The organism is Paractinoplanes tereljensis, from assembly GCF_016862435.1.
GTDB classification, from domain to species: Bacteria; Actinomycetota; Actinomycetes; order Mycobacteriales; family Micromonosporaceae; genus Actinoplanes; species Actinoplanes tereljensis.
In genome coordinates, this window is the sequence record NZ_BOMY01000030.1 from 87017 (window position 1) to 103004 (window position 15988).

Annotated in this window: 12 protein-coding genes; 4 read left to right on the forward strand and 8 right to left on the reverse strand. The window is 70.4% G+C overall.

Features of this window, described 5'->3' with window-relative positions; translation table 11 throughout:
* Positions 1-43 precede the first annotated feature (43 nt).
* The 5 genes from Ate02nite_RS21375 to Ate02nite_RS21395 form a co-directional block, all read right to left on the reverse strand.
* Positions 44-1792, reverse strand: coding sequence for an ABC transporter ATP-binding protein (locus Ate02nite_RS21375; protein WP_203808245.1), 1749 nt, complete (start codon positions 1790-1792; stop codon positions 44-46).
* Positions 1793-1838: 46 nt separating this feature from the next.
* Complete coding sequence (locus Ate02nite_RS21380) at positions 1839-3410, reverse strand: ABC transporter transmembrane domain-containing protein (protein ID WP_203808247.1); 1572 nt, start codon at positions 3408-3410, stop codon at positions 1839-1841.
* Between the two features lie 169 nt (positions 3411-3579).
* Positions 3580-5265 (reverse strand): cellulase family glycosylhydrolase, encoded by a 1686-nt coding sequence (locus Ate02nite_RS21385; protein ID WP_239147567.1) that lies wholly within the window; start codon positions 5263-5265, stop codon positions 3580-3582.
* A gap of 79 nt (positions 5266-5344) precedes the next feature.
* Positions 5345-6517: a WD40 repeat domain-containing protein gene (locus tag Ate02nite_RS21390; RefSeq protein ID WP_203808248.1), complete on the reverse strand. Its 1173-nt coding sequence runs from the start codon at positions 6515-6517 to the stop codon at positions 5345-5347.
* Positions 6518-6543: 26 nt separating this feature from the next.
* Entirely contained in the window at positions 6544-8376 is a 1833-nt protein-coding gene (locus Ate02nite_RS21395; RefSeq protein WP_203808250.1) for a WD40 repeat domain-containing protein, read from the reverse strand.
* Between the two features lie 331 nt (positions 8377-8707).
* On the opposite strand from Ate02nite_RS21395, the gene Ate02nite_RS21400 reads away from it, so the two are divergent.
* Positions 8708-11140, forward strand: a complete 2433-nt coding sequence (locus tag Ate02nite_RS21400) for a YfhO family protein (protein WP_203808252.1) — start codon at positions 8708-8710, stop codon at positions 11138-11140.
* Positions 11137-12195, forward strand: a complete 1059-nt coding sequence (locus Ate02nite_RS21405; protein ID WP_203808254.1) for a Gfo/Idh/MocA family protein — start codon at positions 11137-11139, stop codon at positions 12193-12195. Before Ate02nite_RS21400 ends, Ate02nite_RS21405 begins: the two co-directional genes overlap by 4 nt.
* Positions 12196-12199: 4 nt before the next feature.
* On the opposite strand, the gene Ate02nite_RS21410 is transcribed toward Ate02nite_RS21405, so the two are convergent.
* Positions 12200-12673: a nitroreductase family deazaflavin-dependent oxidoreductase gene (locus tag Ate02nite_RS21410; RefSeq protein WP_203808256.1), complete on the reverse strand. Its 474-nt coding sequence runs from the start codon at positions 12671-12673 to the stop codon at positions 12200-12202.
* A gap of 156 nt (positions 12674-12829) precedes the next feature.
* Complete coding sequence (locus Ate02nite_RS21415; protein ID WP_239147568.1) at positions 12830-13189, reverse strand: hypothetical protein; 360 nt, start codon at positions 13187-13189, stop codon at positions 12830-12832.
* 126 nt (positions 13190-13315) lie between these two features.
* Here Ate02nite_RS21415 and Ate02nite_RS21420 point away from each other — a divergent pair, with 126 nt between their 5' ends.
* The gene (locus Ate02nite_RS21420; RefSeq protein ID WP_203808258.1) at positions 13316-13876 is read left to right on the forward strand and encodes an HD domain-containing protein; all 561 of its coding nucleotides are present in this window, start codon (positions 13316-13318) and stop codon (positions 13874-13876) included.
* On the opposite strand, the gene Ate02nite_RS21425 is transcribed toward Ate02nite_RS21420, so the two are convergent.
* On the reverse strand, positions 13842-14525 hold the full coding sequence (locus Ate02nite_RS21425; RefSeq protein ID WP_203808260.1) for an HAD family hydrolase: 684 nt from the start codon (positions 14523-14525) through the stop codon (positions 13842-13844). The genes Ate02nite_RS21420 and Ate02nite_RS21425 overlap by 35 nt on opposite strands.
* Before the next feature lie 54 nt (positions 14526-14579).
* On the opposite strand from Ate02nite_RS21425, the gene Ate02nite_RS21430 reads away from it, so the two are divergent.
* Positions 14580-15977, forward strand: a complete 1398-nt coding sequence (locus tag Ate02nite_RS21430) for a hypothetical protein (protein WP_203808262.1) — start codon at positions 14580-14582, stop codon at positions 15975-15977.
* The last annotated feature ends 11 nt before the right edge of the window (positions 15978-15988 follow it).

A 15988-nucleotide genomic window follows, 5' to 3' on the forward strand; every position in this document is an offset into this window, starting at 1 on the left:
ACCTTTCGCTAGCAGGGCGGTGGCAGCGAAAGGTACGGATAATTCAGGTAAGCGGTTTCCTTGTGAGCGAAAAGTTTTCCTCGGAGCCGCCGTGCCAGGAGTGCCACAGCGCGGAATACGGACCGCCGGCCGCCACCAACTCGTCGTGGGTGCCCAGCTCGATGATGCGGCCGTCGTCCATCACGGCCACCGCGTCGGCGTCGTGCGCGGTCTGCAGGCGGTGGGCGATGGCGATCACTGTGCGTTCGTGCAGCACCGCCGCGAGCGCCCGCTCGGCGGTGCGGGCCGCGGTCGGGTCGAGCAGGGCGGTGGCCTCGTCGAGGATCACCGTGTGCGGGTCGGCCAGGACCACCCGGGCCAGCGCCAGCTGCTGCGCCTGGGCGCCGTCCAACGGCCGTTCGCCGAGGTCGCGGTCGAGGTCGTCGGCCCAGTCGGCGCCCACCGTGGCCAGCGCCTCGCGCAGCACCGGGTCGGGGGCCGCGACCATCAGGTTGTCGCGCAGCGTCTCCCGGAACACATGGTGCTCCTGGGTGACCAGCACGACCTGGCGGCGGAGCACGTCGGGCGGCAGGTCGGCGATCGGGACGCCACCGACCGTCACGGTGCCGGCGGTGGGGCGGTCGACGCCGGCGATCAGCCGGCCCAGGGTGGACTTGCCGGCGCCGGAGAGCCCGACGATGGCCAGGCGTTCCCCGGGTCGCACGGTCAGGCTGACGTCGTGGAGCACGTCACGGCCCTCGGCGTACGCGTATCGGACCCCGGTCACCTCGATGCGGTCGCTGGTCGGGGTGGCCGTGGCGGGCGGCGGTGGGGCCGGGATCTCGGCGATGCCCTCGACCCGGGCGAAGGAGGCGCTGCTGCTCTGCAACTGCTCGATCCAGATCAGCAGGGTGTCCAGCGGGCCGACGAGCTGCCGCAGGTAGAGCACGGCCGCGCCGACGGTGCCCAGGGTGACCTGGCCGTGGATGTAGAGCAGGCCGCCGACGACCAGGACGAACACGGTCGGTACCGCGTACGAGGTCTCGACGCTCGGGAAATAGACGCTGCGCAGGGCGAGGGTTCTGAGCCGGGTGCGCCGGGTCTCGGCGATCGCCTCGTGCCCGGCGTCGATCCGGCGCTCGTGCAGGCCGAACGCCTCGACGGTGCGGGCGCCCTCGGTGGTCGCGGCGAGTTCCTCGGCGAGCCGGGAGTTGGCCGCGCCCTCGGCCAGGTAGGCGTCCCGGGCCCGGCGTAGGTACCACCTGGTCACGAACACGATGCCGGTCAACCCGGTCACCCCGACCAGGCCGAGCAGCGGATCGATCAGCACCACCGCGGCGATGATGAAGACTATCTGGATGAGACCGATGAACACGTTGGGCAGGATGTCGCGCAGCGTGGTGGCGACCTGGTCGATGTCGGTGGTGCCGCGGGCGGCCAGGTCACCGGCCGGCACCCGCTCGACCACGGCGGCGGGCAGCGCGAGCGCCCGGCGCAGGTAACCCTCGCGGATGCGGGCCGCGGTGCGCTCGCCGAACCGGTAGGCGATGGCCAGTGCGTACCTCGACAGCAACGTCTGCGCGACCGCGCAGGCCAGCACGCCGGCGGCGAGCCGGTCGACCGCGGCGGCGCCGTGCCCGGTGGTGACCTCGTCGATGATCCGGCCGAGCAGCCAGGGCCCGCCGAGGGCGGCGAGCGCAGCCAGCCCGTTGATCACCAGCATCGCGGCCACCGACCGGCGGTCGGCGGCAAGCAGCCGCAGCGCCGCCCGCCCCACGGTCTTCTGCCCGGCGATGGGCAGCGCGGCGCTCACGCTGCCACCCCGACCCGGCCGGGCCCGGCGATGGGCAGCGCGGCGCTCATTCGTCCTCCCCGAACACCCGGGAGACCAGGGCGCGATAGCCGGGCTCGTCGGCCAGCAGCGAGCGGTGTGTGCCGGTGGCCGCGACCCGGCCGTCGACCAGGTAGTGCACGGTGTCGGCCCGGTCGAGCAGGACCGGCGACGTGGTCGTGACCAGGGTGCCGCGACCGGCCCGGGCGGTGCTGAGCCGCTCGGCGATGGCCGCCTCGGTGTGCGCGTCGACCGCCGAGGTGGGTTCGACCGCGAGCAGCATCTCCGGGTCGGCGTAGAGCGCCCGGGCCAGCCGCAGCCGCTGTCGCTGGCCGCCGGACAGGTTGCGCCCGCCCCACTCGACCGGCCGGTCGGCCGAGGTGGCGACGTCGGTGGCGGCGGCCGCGTCGATCGCCGCCTCCACCCGCAGGTCGTCGGGGGTGGCCGGCCCGGCGACCACGGCGTTCAGCGGACCGGCGAACAGGTCGGCGTCCTGATGCGCCACCAGGATCCGGGACCTGATCTCCGGTTGCGCGATCTCCTCGAGCGGCACGCCGCCCCAGGTAGCGGTGGTCGGGCCGTAGCGGCCGAGCCGTTCGACGATCGCCGCGCCGTCCCCGGCCAGCGCGGTGAGCTGCCCCGGCTCGGCGTACACCCCGGACTCTGGATCGTGCAGCCGGGCCGGGCCCGGCGGCGCGGGCCGGCCGGACGGGTCGTCGAGCGGGATGCGCAGGAAGTTGGTCACCCGGCGGGCGGCGACCAGGCCGTGGGTGACGTCGAAACCGCAGAAGATCAGCACGCTCACCGGGATGACAAGCATCGCCGTGTAGCCGTACACCGCGATCAGCTGGCCGATCGTGATGTCGCCGCTCGCCGCCAGGCGGGCCGCCAGCCAGATCACCACGCCGATGAACACCACCGGCAGGCCGTCGCCGATCGCCCCGATCCAGCTCGACGGGCCGCCCACCTGGTAGCCCTGGTCGCGGAGCCGTGCCGACTGCCGCTCGTAGCGGGCCAGGTGGGCGTCCTTGCCACCGAGCCCGTTGAGGATCTTCAGGCCGCCGAGCACGTCGACCAGCCGGGAGTTCAACTCGCCCTGCTGTTCGCGGTAGCGGGAACCGGCTTTCTGGGTGCGGCCGAGCAGCGGGCCGACGATCAGGGCGACCAGCGGCACGCCGATCAGCACCACGACGGCCAGGATGTGCGAGGTGTGGAACAGCAGGGCGGCGATCGCGATGTTGGCCACGACGGACGCCACCCCGACCCCGCCGACGTTCATCGCCCGGCCGATGGTCCAGACGTCGGAGATGCCGATGGTGACCACCTCGCCGGCGGTGACCCGGCGGGGGAGCGCGGCGCCGAGCCGGGTGGCGTGGGTCATCACCAGGTCGGCGGTGTGGGCGGCGACGGCCAGGCGCAGCTTGGTCATGCTGCGGTGCCGCATGATGCCTAGCACCGCGTTGGTGATGCCGATCAGCAGACCCAGCCCGGCCCAGCCGAGCAATGGGCCGATCTGGCGCGGATGCAACCCGTGGTCGATGGCCTGGGCGAGCAGCCACGGAAACGTGGCCAGGCTCAGGAACCACAGCGATCCGAACATCGCGCCGAGCCCGACTCGACCCTTATGTTCCCTCGCCAGCCACCACAGAAATCGTCCCGGTCCCCGTGCATCCACGTTCATCATGCTGCCACGGGGGTCCGACAGGTCTCGCCCGATTTACCGGCCGACCGGCCTGTCCGCGAACCGCGAACAGGCCGATCGGTGCTGGTCAGGCCACGGTGCCGGAAACCGCCGTACCCGATTTGGTGACGTAGTAGGTGACCGTGGCGCCGCTCCAGAAGTGCAGGGTCAGCGTCACCGTGGCGCCGTCGTTGACCTCGGCGAAGAAGGCTGGCTTCAGGCCGATCAGGCCGGCCGCGTAATCGGGCGCGAGGTTGGCACCGAACTCCTTGTACGCGGTCCAGTTCTGCGGTCCGGCGTAACTGCCGTCGGCGTACTTCGCCTCCATCGTGGCCAGCACGTCACCGCGGAAGGCGGTGGGAATCGCGAACGCCGCGGTGGTTCCGGTCGCGGCCGAAACCAACGGCACATCAGCGGTACGGATATCCAGCCGCCACGGGACGCCGGACGAGAAGACCACGGACAGGGACCCATTCACGCCGTACGCCCGGGGGCCTGCCAATCTGGTGAGCGCGGCCGCGGTGAGCGTGAGTTGATCGCCGGAGAGCGAGTAATCCCGGCCTCGCTGGAGGTTTTTTCCGTTCTGCCGCAGTGCGGAGAATGACGTTCCGTTGAGGTTGAGCGGGACGGTCCGCGCCGCGAGGGTGCCGGTCTTGGGCAGGAAGATCTGATCGGTAGCGGCCGTGCCGGACCGGGTGGTCCAGCTCGACCGGATCTGCCGGTAGAGCTCCGGGTCCCGCCAGACCAGCGCGGTCCGGTCGAAGTGCTGCCCGTTGTCCCACAGCATGGTGGTGATCTTTTTCTGCCGCGCGTAATAACCGAGGTACTCGAAGAACTTCAGCTTCTCGCCCTGCTCGATGGCGCCGATCGACGAATCAAAACCAAGAAGACCAAATTCCCCCAAGATTACGGGTACGCCCTTGGCGGTGAACGCGGCATTCGCCCGGTCCAGGTAACCGACCAGGTCAGCCTGCGTGGTCGCGTCGAACGTGGTGGTGCCGGCGATGTTCACGCTGAACGGCCAGTAGCCGTAGTAGTGCACGGTGGCGGCCACGTTCTTGTCGCCCAGCGCCGCGATGGTGGTCGCGAGGGCGTCGAGTTTGGCCTGGTCGGCCGACGTGTTCAGGGTCGGCAGCACGAGCAGGCGGGTCGCGTTGCGGCCGCCGGAGTCGCGCACGATCGTGTGGAACGACGTGTTCAGCTCGTTGAGCAGGGCCGGAGCCTGCGCCGCGTCGGTGAACTGCGGTTCGTTGAGGCTCTCGAAGACCAGCTTGGCCGGCTCGTCGCGGAAGGTGGCGGCGACCTGCGTCCAGATGGCGTTGTAGCGGGCCAGCACGGTGTCGTGGTCGCCGGCCATCGTGTTGAGCCATTGCCACGAGTCGTGGTGGATGTTGATCATCACGTAGAAGCCGTCGGCGAGCGCCCAGTCGACCACCTCCTTGACCCGGGTCAGGTAGGCGGAGTCGATGGCGTAACCGGGCGCGGCGCCCTGGTGCTGACCCCAGGTGACCGGGATCCGGATGCTCCGGAAGCCCTGCGCCTTGACCCCGTCGAGCAGCGCCCGGGTGACCGCCGGGTTGCCCCACGAGGTCTCGTCCGCGCCCGTCGAATCGAAGGTGTTCCCGAGGTTCCAGCCCGGCTGCATGGCGGCGACCGTCGCCGCGGCATCGCGGCCGACCGTGGCCGCCCCGGCGCTGGTGGTGGCCGCGGCGATGCCGCCGGCGGTGAGTGCGACGACAAGACCGGCCAGCGCCAGTCTGGAGATGAGAGCCATGGACGCGCACGTTAACGCCACGTTTCAAACGAGGTCAATCAATGCGTCCACCCTTTGGGAGCGCTCCCGGAAGAACTCCTCACCGGCCTGGGGTTTGGCTGGGCGCCCCCAGCACGGTGGCGTTCCAGACCTCGCCGGTGTGGTCGGCCAGTACTGCCGTGAGCAGGCTCTGATCGAACGACAAGGCCAGAACCGGGCTCTGCCGGACATCGGTGGCGGACCGCAGCGTGTCGCCGGGCTTGGTGCGATCGCGGATCTCCACGAAGCCGTCGGCATAGCCGATCGCCAGGCTGTTCTTGACGCTCGGGTCGAGGGCGAGGGCGGTCACCGGACCGTGGGCCTCGGTCTTTCCCTCCAGCGGCGGCTTCTCGAAGTTGGTTCGGTCCCAGATCTTCAGCGTGCCGTTCTCGCAGGCTGAGACGAGGGTGTTCGGTGTCGCCGGGTCCAGGGCGAGCGCGGTCACCGCGCCGGCGCAGGCCGTGGTCCGAGCCGACGTCCGCTTGAGCGACGAGGAGTCCCAGACCTCCAGGCCACCGTTCTCCCGGCCGGCGGCCAGGGTGTTCTTCGCGGCCGGGTCGAAGGCGAGGGCGGTGACCGCGCCCTTCCCGGAGGCGGTGCGGAGCGGCCCGGTGAGGGCGGCCTCGTCCCAGATCTGGATCGAGCCGTCGCCGAGGCCGACCGCCAGGGTGTTGGGGGTCGTCTTGTCGATGGCCAGTGATCGGGCGGTGCCGGCGTCGCTGGGCGCCTGGTGCTGGGGGACACGTAGGTTGTCCAGCCGCCAGGTGGCCAGGGCTCCGTCGACGGACACCGTGGCGAACGCCTTGGTCTGATTCGGATCCAGCGCGGCGACCTCGTCGACGCTCGCGGCCGGCGCCGGCAAACTCGAACTTTCGGTAACGGGGGCCGACGACGCGTCCGGCCCGGGCGGATCTTGATCGTGGCGTGCTGAGCCGAGAAGGTAACCGCCGAACACGGCTGCGGACACCAGAGCCAGGGCGAGTGCGCCGACCAGGGCCGTGCGAATTCGGCGTTGCACGGCCGTTGCGGCGACGACGAAAAGAAATACGATCCCGCTGGAAATGGCCAGCGTCCGGAGGCCGCCGCCGGTGCTCGCCTCGAAGAATTGAAAAACCGCGGCCACCGCGCCGATGACGGCGGCAAAGGTGGTCAGTGGCCGGGTTTCGGTCGGCGCCAGTCGCCACCATGGAGTCGACGATTTCTGGTCCGTTTTCTCCGGCTTTTCCGAGGTCATTTCCGGTCCCCATTCGGCCGTCCGAGTTAGCGGGTGACGCTGTTGAAGACGACTGCCTCGACGGCGCCGCTGCCGCCGGGCAGAGTGCGGACCAGGCGATCGCTGTGCCCGTCCCAGACGCGGGTGCTGCCGTCCTCGCCGGCCGTAGCGATCGTGTCGCCGGCCGCGTTCACCGCGACCGCGTCGATCGCGCCGTGTCCGCCGGGCAGGGTGCGGACGAGCCGGTCGCTGTGCCCGTCCCAGATCCTGGTCGCGCCGTCCTCGCCCGCGGTGACCAGGGTGTCGCCGGTCGCGTTGAAGGTCACCGCCCGGACGCTGCCGTGGCCGCCGGGCAGGCTGCGCACCAGCCGGTCGCCGTGCCCGTCCCAGACCCGGGTGACGCCGTCGCGGCCGGCCGTCACCAGCGTGTCGCCGGCCGGGTTGAAGGCCACCGCGTTGACCGCGTCGTGTCCGCCGGGCAGGGTGCGGACGAGCCGGTCGCTGTGCCCGTCCCAGATCCTGGTCACGCCGTCCTGGCCCGCGGTGACCAGGGTGTCGCCGGTCGCGTTGAAGGTGACCGCGTTGACCGCGCCGGGTCCACCGGCCAGCGTGCGTACCGGTTGGCCGCTGTGTCCGTCCCAGACCCGGGTGACGCCGTCATCCCCGGCCGTCACCAGGGTGTCGCCGGCCGCGTTGAAGGCGAGCGTGTAAACCGCGCCGTGGCCGCCGGGCAGGCTCCGGACCAGCCGGTCACCGTGCCCGTCCCAGAACCGGACCACACCGTCCGCGCCCCCGGTGACCAGGGTGTCGCCGGCTGGGTTGAAGGCGAGTGCGTAGATCGGGGCATCGCTGCCGGGCAAGGTGCGGACCAGCCGCTCGCTGTGCGCGTCCCAGACCCGGACCACCCCGTCCTCGCCCGCAGTCACCACAGTGTCGGAGACCGGGAGAGGTGACGACGACGGACCCGGGCCGGTCTGCCAGCCGTAGTCGGTCGGCTCCGGCTCGGCGGGTGCCGGCGCGGCTTGAAGCAGGCCGTTGTAGGCGACCGCGTTGATGGCGCCGTGTCCGCCGGGCAGGGTGCGTACGAGTCGGTCGCTGTGTCCGTCCCAGATCCGGGCCGTGCCGTCCTCGCCTGCGGTGACCAGGGTGTCTCCGGCGGGGTTGTAGGCGACGGCGTTGATGGCGCCGTGTCCGCCGGGCAGGCTGCGTACGAGTCGGTCGCTGTGTCCGTCCCAGATCCGGGCCGTGCCGTCCTCGCCCGCGGTGACCAGGGTGTCTCCGGCGGAGTTGAAGGCGACGGCGTCGATGGCGCCGTGTCCGCCGGGCAGGCTGCGGACCAGGCGGTCGCTGTGGCCGTCCCAGATCCGGGTTACGCCGTCGGCGCCTGCGGTGACCAGGGTGTCGCCGGCCGCGTTGAAGGTGACCGCATTGATCGCGCCGTGGCCACCCGGAAGGGATCGCACCAGCTTGGTCGTGTGCGCGTCGAAGACCCGGGCCACCCCGTCCGCGCCCGCAGTCACCAGTGTGTCGCCGGCTGGATCGAACGCCACCGCGGTGATCGCCCCGTGGTCGCCGGGCAGACTGCCGGCCAGGTGGTCGCTGTGGCCGTCCCACAGCCGGGCCACGCCGTCGGCCCCGGCCGTGACCAGGGTATCGCCGGGGGTCGCCAGACGAGCCGCGAGCCGGTGATCGATTCGTGTGGCCGCCGGTGGCGCGGGTTCGTCCACGGGCGATGTCGCCAGCACCCAGGCGACCAGCGTGCTTACCGCGAGGAGCACACCACAGAGGACGACCGCGACGGGAGCCCATTGCCGGGCATTACCGCGGGCGGGCGTACGCGGTGTCGATTTGTCGCGGGAAGCCGGGAAAGACGTCGCCATGAATGCAATTCCTCCGCGCTGAATCAGCGATCTTGGAAAGTTGACGGTCCGGGAAAGGACGAGTTCTGGCGCCAACTCGGCATGACGACGGAACCATCGCGCATCGCTGGACGTGTATCGTCTGATCATCCCGACCAGGCGGCGAACGTACGCCGAAGCCGGGTCGAATAGCCGATCCGCGCGCCCGCCCCCTGCGTCGGCGGTTTATCCCCTATGGTTCATCCTTCGGTTTGTCCCGGCGGGGTGGGGGAACTTCGTGTCAACGCCAGCCGATCGTCCATCGTGGACATATCGGGAATTTCCGGCTGCTGCCACCGCGGCTTTGCTGTCCATGGGCGCCTACTGCCTGTCGCTGTTCGCGAACGGGACCTATCCGTTCGGGCCTGCCTCGCGCGCCGTCAACGACCTGGGCAACCAGTTCATCCCGTTCCACGCCGAGCTCTGGGACCTCGAACACGGCAAGGCCAGCGGCGACCTGTTCTTCAGCTGGAGCAGCGGCTACGGAACGTCCTTCCTGCCCGACTTCTTCTCGTTCCTGGCCAGCCCGTTCTCCTGGCTGGTCGGCCTGTTCCCGCGCGACCTGCTCGACCTGCCGGTCTTCCTGGTCACGCTGCTCGGCCTGGGCCTGGCCGCGGGGCTGATGACGGTCTTCCTGGGCCGGCTGGCACCGGGCTCGCCGTGGTGGCGGATGCTGCTCGGCGTCGGGTACGGCCTGTGCGGCTGGGTGATCAACGACGCGTTCGCCGACCCGATGTGGCTGTGGGGCCTGGCCGCGTTGCCGGCGCTCTGCATCGCGGCCGACTGGTGCCTGCAGGAACGGCACTGGGTTCTCGGCACGCTGATCGTCACGGCCGCCTGGCTGGGCAACTTCTACACCGCGGCGATGGTCACCATCGCCGCCGCGCTGATCTTCCTGGTCCGGTTCCTGCTCACCCGGTTCTCCTGGGCGGTGTTACTCCGGGCCGGCTCGATGACCCTGGTCGGCGTACTCCTGGCCGCTCCGGTGATCATCGTTTGTGGCCTGGCCAGCAACGGTGCGCAGCCCCCGCCGCCGATCGACTTCCGCGGCGCCCCACCCCTGCTGGACGTCCTGGGCCAGTTCCTGCCCGGCGGTAAGTCCCTGGTGTCCGCCCCCAACATCCTGATCGGACTGTTCGGCCTGCTCCTGGTGGCGGCGTATCCGTTCCATCGGGGCGTGCCCGGCCGGGAGCGACTGGCCTGGATCGGCCTGCTGGTGCTGGTCATGCTGTCGTTCTTCTGGCGGCCCACCATCCTGCTGTGGCACGGGCTGGCCATCCCGAACGGCAGCCCGTACCGCGCCGCGTTCGTCTTCAGCGGCATGCTCACCATGGTCGCGTGGCTGTCGCTGGCCCGGCGGCCACGGGTAACCGCCCTGCTTGCCGGGGCCCTCCTGGTTCTGCTGCTCCTGGTGCTCGCCCGGAACACCACGGCCGTGCGGCCGTCGACCTGGCGGAGTGTGCTGATCGGCGGCCCGCTGATGCTGGGCGCGCTGGTCCTGCTACTGCGGGCGAACACCGCCCGGTGGCTGCGAACCGGTTCGGCCGCCGTACTGGTCATCGCGGTCTTCTTCGGCGCCGCCTACTCCACCTACGTGGCCGACGCGGTCCGGAAGGACATCCCGTTCTTCGACCCGCACCCCACCCTGCAGGATGCCGACGTCCGTAGGACGTTCGACGCCATCCAGGCCGCCCGCACCTGGCCGGCCGCGCGGGTGGAAACCGGCCCGCACAGGTTTGCCAACGGCGATCCGGCCTTGCTGCGGGCCGAGGGCTCCCGCTACTACGACACGTACGTGATGGCCGAGACCTCGGAAGCGTTGCAGTCCCTGGGCATCTCGTGGACCTGGCGCGGCCGGCACATCCACAGCCCCACCGACCCGGTTACTCGGGCCCTGATGGCGGTCAACACGTATGTCGACGACGCCGGCCAGGTGGTCCCCGCCGGTCCCGCCGCACCGATGGTGACCGTCCACCCGGCCGACTCCGGGGGTAAGCCGTTCACCTCGGCCTTCGCCCGCCAGGAGGAGCTGCTCGGCGCCACCGTCTACGAGAAGCCGACACTGTCCTACACGGACGGCCCGGCGGCCACCCCGACCGGCACCGGCTGGGAGGTCCCACCAACGCCGAAGGGCAGTCGCTGGACGACCTTCACCGCGACGTGTACGCCGGGCCGAGAGGCCTACTTCTACACGCCCTGGTTCGCCGGGGTGGTCCGCAGTCCCCAGAAGGAGATCTCGTTCGTCGCGGTCGAGCCGATGACCAGTAACCCGATGCGGTCGCTGGGCACGGTCCCGGCCGACGGGAAGGTCAAGCTGGAGATGTGGACCTCCAAGCCGCAGGTGCTGCCCGGGCCGGTGCTCGGTTGCCTCGACCACGCTGCGTTTACGGCGGCGGTCGAGCGGCTCCGAGCCACCGGGGCGACAAAGGTCGAGGCCGGCGGCCACACCCTCACCGCCACCCTCCCTGCCGGCAGCACCGGGACAGCGGTGCTGGCCGTGCCCGCCACCAAGGGCTGGACGTGTGAGGGAAAGCCACCGACCTCGTACTACGGCTTCATCGGCGTGCCGTTGAGAGACAACGAGACCAGCGTGAAGTGCTCATTCGAACCGCCCGGCCTACGCGTCGGCCTGGCCATCGCCGGCATCGCCCTGATCGCACTGCTGGCCGTGCCGATCACGGTCACCCTGCGGAAGCGGCGAAGGGCTTCTCCGGCGGCCACTGACCCCGAGGCGGTGAATGCGTGAGGTTCGCTCTGGTTGGTTTTGGTTTCCGGGCGGCGGCGATCCACCAGGTCTCGCTCGCGCTGCCGGAGTTGGAATGCGTCGGCGCGGTGGTGCGGGAACCAGGCCGTCGTGAACTGCCGGTTCTCGCCTTCGGAGATCTCGCCGGATGCATCCGCGACGCCCGGCCGGACTTCCTGGTCATCGCCGTCCCGCGCAGCGCGGCCCCGGCGATCGTCACCGAGGCCGTCGCGCACGGCCTGCCCGTGCTGACCGAGACCCCACCCGCCGCCGACCTACCTGGCCTGCGGGAACTCTGGTCGGCCGTCGGCGCGTCCGGCCTGGTCCAGGTTGCCGAGCAGTACCTGCTGATGCCCGCGCACGCCGCCCGGCTGGCCGCGGTGCGCTCCGGCATCATCGGCACCCCCACCCAGGTGCAGGTCTCGTCCACCCAGCAGCACCACGCGGTCTCGCTGATCCGCGGCTTCCTCGACGCCGGCCATGCCCCGGCGGTGGTCCGCGCGGTGCGCCCCGTCGCGCCCCTGCTGGATCCGCTGGACCGCCAGGGCTGGACCGACAACCAGGAGCTGAAGCCGGCCACCACGACCATCGCCACGCTCGACTTCGGCGAGGGCCGTTCCGGCCTCTACGACTTCACCACCGGCCAGACCCGCAACCTGCTCCGCTTCCGCCGCCTGCTGGTCCGAGCCACCCACGGCGAACTGCACAACGACGAGATCCTGCACATGCCCGCGCCGCGGACCATCGCCCGCACGGCGCTGGCGCGCCGGCAGAGCGGCCACGACCTGGACCTGAGCGGCTTCGACACGGAGAACATCACGCTGGGCGGCGAGGTGCTCTACCGCAATCGGTACGCCGGCCAGCGCTTCAACGACGACGAGATAGCCATCGCCGCACTGCTGGACGCGATGGCCAGTTGGGTGCGAGGCGAGGGCCCACCGCCATACCCACTGGCCGAGGGCGCCCAGGACCACGTGCTCGCGCTGGCCATCGAGGAGGCCGCCGACACCGGAGAACCGGTCACCACGACCGTCGAGCCCTGGTGCGCCCCGGCCTGACCCGTCAGCTTTCGGGGGTCAGCCGGAAGATCCGGATCTCGCGCCCGTCGGCGCGCTCGGCGTAGGCGGCGTACCCGGGCCAGACGCGCAGGGCCGTCTGCCAGAGCTGGTCCCGCTCGGCGCCGGTGACCAGGGCGGCGCGCACGCCGAGCTCGCGGTCGCGCACCGTCACCCGAGCGGCCGGCGTAGCGATAAGGTTCGCGGTCCAGGCCGGGTGGTTGGCTTGCCCCCAGTTCGAGCCAACCACGATGTAGTCGGAGCCGTCCCGGGCGTACAGCAGAGGTTGGGTCCGGGCCAGACCGGACCGACTGCCGGTGGTGGTGATCAACAGCGTAGGCAGCTCATGCTTGCCGATCACCGACCAGCGCCCACCGCTGAGCCGATACAGCCGCTTGTCCAGCGGCGTGACCAGCCGCCCGATGGCAGCAAACCAGCGCTGGTTACCAAGGCGCCGCAGGAGCGAGGTGTAGTGCGACATCCGCTCAGTATCACGCAGCGACTCGCAGGACCTCGGCCAGAGGGAGGTCGGCAGCGGTTGGCCCGAGCCGGTGCGGCAAGGGCGTCAGGAGCTGCCGGGCCCGTAAGCGAAGTCCAACACATGGCTCCAGCACACCCGCTGGGAGCGAGCCGTCATTTAGGTGGTGAGCAGGCGGCTGATGAAGCCGTCGTTGATGAGGCATTGGTAGGCATCGAGGACGTCTTGGGGTACGTCTTGCGCGATGGCGAAGCCTTGTCGCGGATACTCGATGAACCGTTGCAGGAGTGATGTTCGGGCCGGTGTTTGTGGCATGAGGTTCGACCAGGATCGCTTCGTTGGGTACGCCCAGTGCGCGTGCTTGGTCACCGAAGTAGACGGCTTCTCCGTGGGGGAACAGATCGGGCCGGATGGAGTTGACGGCGCCGGTGAAGACAATCGTGGGAAACAGCCGGCGTGGTATAGCTGCGCGGTGTAGGCGGGTACGCCGATGTCGTGGCTGCCGAGGCCGATTGCCACGTCGTAGTGTCGTAGCGGTTGGTGCAGGTGGTGGTAGTCACAGCAAGAGGGCATCGGTGATGGTATTCGGGAGTCGTTCGCTCACTCGGCCGACCCTGCACGCGCCGACCAGTAGGAGGATCGAACGTGTCGTCTGATGCTGAGGGGCTCGCCGGCTTCGGGTACGAACTGGGCCTGTTGAAGCGCGTTCGGCGCTCTGGCTGGTGGCACGCCGGCGTGCGGGACCCCGAATCGGTCGCCGAACACACCATGCGCGCCGCCCAGCTTGCCGCGCTCATCGCTGCCGAGGAAGGCGCCGACCCTGCCCGGGCCGCGTTCCTCGCACTGTGGCACGACAGCCAGGAAACACGTACCGGTGACCTTCCCCATACCGCCACCCCGTACCTGGCCAAGCCCGATCCGCGGGCGATAACCGCCGACCAGACCGAGCGGCTGCCCGAGCGGTCACGAGAGATGGTTCGTGGTGCCGTGGACGAGTACGAGACGCGGGAGAGCCTCGAAGCCCGGTGCGCCAAGGACGCGGACAAGTTGGAGATGTTGCTGCAAGCGATCGAGTACCGGGATATCGGCGTTACGCGTACGGCCGGTTGGATCGAGTCGGCACGCAAGGACCTCTATACCGAGACCAGTCGCCGGATCGCCGAAGCGGCTGTCAGCCTCTCGCCACTCTCTTGGCGTGACCGCTGATCACTTCCAGGATTGCGCCCATCGGCAGGTCGGTGGCGCTGGGCAGGAGCAGGTCGGCGGCGGTGAAGCGGGCGTGGTCGGCATGCGGGTTCGGCACGGCTACGCAGTGCAGGCCAGCCGCTTGGGCTGCCGCCACGCCGTGTGGAGTGTCCTCGAAGGCGATCGCCTCGGCGGCGGGCAGGCCTAGCCGGTCCAGCGCCAAGTGGTAGACCGCCGGGTCGGGCTTGTGTTCGGCTACCTCCTCGCCGGTGGCCAGGACCTCGAAGCGGTCACGCAGGGCGGCCTGGTCGAGCATCGGGCCTACGTGGCTCAGTGGGGAACTGCTCGCCACCGCCAGCCGCAGGCCCAGCTCGGCGGCCTGGTCCAGCCAGTCGACGATGCCGGGGAACGGCTGCAGGGCCGCGTTCAGGCCGGCCCGGTGCTCCATGCGCAGGGTGTGGCTGGACTCGCGGTCGTAGGCCGGGCCGACCGCTGCCGCCAGCGCTACGTAGCGAGGCTCGTTCGCGTCGCCGCCGTGGCTGGCGAAGAAGGTGGTCGGATCCAGCTGCAGGCCGTGGCGCTGCCACTCCCAGCGCCAGCTGTCCAGCAGCGTGGTCTCCGTGTCCATCAGCAGGCCGTCGAAGTCGAAGATCAGCGCCTTGATCGTCACGTCGCCAGTATTCCGGGGCGGCGGGTGCGGGTCTCAGGCGGCCATAATCCGTGGATGGATCTTTCGCGCCTGCGTGGGGTGGCTCGAAATCCGGCGGCGTCCCCGGCCGTGCTGCTGAACCTGTTGGAGCGGTGGCCGGTAGAGGCCGCTGATGCGCTCCGTGGCCGGGCTGAGCTTCCGGGCGTGGTTCAGGAGGCTATGCGGCGGCATCCGGAACGGCGGGTTCGGAGTTTCCTGGCCATGCATCGGGGAGTTGATCCGGTTATTCGAGCGGGGCTTCTCGATGATCCGGAGGAGTCGGTCCGGGTCAATGCGATCGGTAGTCCGAAACAGCGGCCACTCGACGACGAAACCGTGTCGCGGCTGCTGGATCGGGTCTTTACGGGATCGTTCCCGACGGGGCTGATGACCGAGGCGGAGGTCCGCAGCGAGATGTGGTTCGGCATCGCGGACTGCTGGCGGATCGCCCGCGTGCATCCGAACCCGAAGGTGCGGGCCTGGGTGGGCTGGACCGTTCGGGAGGCCGATGATCCGCTGCTGAGTGATCCCGATTCGGGGGTGCGGGCCGCGGCCGAGAAGGGTTTCGCCGACGCGCATCGCGCCCGGCAGCCCGAGGAACTGCCGGAACGGGTCTCCCGCGCCACCTCCTGGATTCTGCAGCAGCCGCTGTCGCGAGCCCTGGTCGAGCGGGTCCTCGAGCGCGGCGAACCGGAGGAGCTCCGATGGGTCGCGCGCAACGCGACCACCCCGCCGGATGCCGTGACGGTCCTGCTGTCGCACCCGGACGCCGAGGTGCGGGCGGGCGTCGCGGAACGGAATGACCTGACCGGGGAGCAGCTGTTGCGGCTCGTCGAGGACCCGGCGGTCGAGGTGCGCACCACGGTCTCCGTCCATCCGGGACTCAGCGAGGAGCAGCGGGCCGGCATCGACATCGACGCATCCTGGCCGGTGTACGACCGGTCGAACGCGGAGGCGCCGGTCGTGTGGGCGCGGTCGGTCAATCCGCTGCTGCGGCGCCGGGCGGCCGGCAATCCGGGGCTGCCGGCCGATATGATGCTGGCGCTCGCCGACGACCCGGACCCGGGCGTCCGGCTGATGATCGCGGACTGTCATGCGGAGACCGCACCGGCCGAGCTGTTGCTGCGCTGCTATCTGGAACATGACGGTCGCGGCCGGGATTGGCTCCGGGAGCATCCACGGTTCCCGGGCGGCGGCCTTGCCCGGTTCGCCGATCACGCTGATCCCGCCGTACGCAAGCTGGTTGCTCTTGATCCGGAGGCGGCGCCGGAGTTGATCGCGCGGCTGTTGGCCGACGCTGATCCTGGGGTTCGGAAGGTGATGGCCGCGTGCCCGCGGTTGCCGAGGGAGCGGATCGTGGCGCTGCTCGACGATCCGGCGCTGGGGGAGATCGCGGCGGCCAATCCCGCGCTGCCGGTGGAGTGCATGCGATGAGCCAGGCTTGG